The organism is Microbacterium sp. Bi98 (genome assembly GCF_918698045.1).
GTDB lineage: Bacteria > Actinomycetota > Actinomycetes > Actinomycetales > Microbacteriaceae > Microbacterium.
Window position 1 is genome coordinate 1 of sequence record NZ_CAKKLK010000024.1, and the last position, 1,547, is coordinate 1,547.

1 protein-coding gene is annotated in these 1,547 nt (G+C 67.7%); it reads right to left on the bottom strand.

The window, feature by feature from the left end:
- Positions 1 to 1,469, bottom strand: a 1,469-nt coding sequence (locus LQZ85_RS17820; RefSeq protein WP_230101306.1) for an HNH endonuclease signature motif containing protein, incomplete at its 3' end; no start/stop codon positions are given.
- Between the last annotated feature and the right edge of the window lie 78 nt (positions 1,470 to 1,547).

Below are 1,547 nucleotides of genomic sequence, written 5' to 3' on the forward strand. Positions count from 1 at the left end.
ACGCTGAGCCTCGGTGTGCGCCATCGTTCGTCGGGATCCCACCATCCCGGTCCCCGCACCTGCGGGACCCCGTCGTCCATGCGGATCTCCCACCCCGAGGTCCCGAGGGATCGGTGGTGCCACCAGCACAACGGCACCCCGTTGTCGGTATGCGTCGGACCACCCCTGGCATGCTCGACGACATGGTGGATCTCGCACCACGATGCCGGAACGTGGCATCCGGGAATGAGGCATTCTTTGTCGCGGGCGATGATCGCCCGGCGTTGGTGCACGGTGAACACCCGGTCGGTGGTCGTGATCCCGATGATCCGCCCCTCATCGGTTAGCACCCGTTGAATCGTCCCCGCGCATCCGACGTGCGCGGCGACGGAAACCGGGACGTGGGCACCGGATCCGACGACCGTCGCCCACCCACCGTTTCCGCCCATTCCGCCCACGAGATCCTTCGCGTCGACGTTCACGACGAGGACCGGCGCGGAACCGCCGAGGGTGGGCATGTCCTTGTGTCGCGCGGCGATCCCGAACACCATCGCGAGAGCGTCGTGACGCTTCTGCGCCGCGGTGCGGTCATCGAGCACACACCGCGGATCCGAGTTGAACGGATCCGTATCGTCCCCGTCTGCACCAGCACCCGCACCAGCACCCGCATCCGCATCCGCATCCGCATCCGCGCCCTCGCTCGGGGCGAAGTGCACTCCGGGCATGGGCGGGCCGTCGCTTTTGGGGTTGAGGATCGCGTCCAGGATCAGCTGCAACTGCGCCGCGACGTCCGGGGTCAGATACCCGCGGATCGCGTGCACGCCGTCCGTGAGACGACCGATCGTGATGCCCCGGCGGCGACGGGAGTCCTCATCCTTGGGTTCTTCCCCATCGGGGTCGAACATCGACGCGAGATCCTCGGCGAGGGCTTTCAAGTCCTGCGGGGTCGGCGCCGGACCCGGCTCATCAGCCTCCAGGCCCTCATCATCAGCGTCGACCACGACGCCGTGGCCGCGAGCACACCCCGCCAACGCGACATCCGCCGCCAACCGCTGATCGACCGTCAGCCGATCCCACACCTTCTCGATCGGCCCCGTCGCCGCGAGAAACCCGGCCACACCGACCACCCCATCCAGCAACGCGAGACGCAACTCCGACCACCGTGCCGGCATCCTCTCCCCCGCCAGACTCACCGGTCGCCGCACCAGATCGACGACCCTGTCGACCCGGGACGCGCCCCGCACATCCACCGACACCGTCCGCTGCAACAGCTCATTCAGGCCCCGGCACCCCGCCGAATGCGGAAAGTCGGCCGCGTCGCCCGTCGCGATCGTCTCGACAATCACGGCCTCCGCGCGGCGGAAGACAGCACCCGCACCCTGCAGAACAGTCACCCGATCCGCATCCGACAACCCCGCCAGCGCGTCATCGGACAGCACCGTGTCGAGGTCGGCGATGACCCGATCCAGAAGCTCCGCAGTGCTGTTCATACCCCCAGTCAACCCCGGGCCACCGACATCCGAGACCCGAAACGACCTCGAATTACCCCAGATCAGATCCGTATTCCA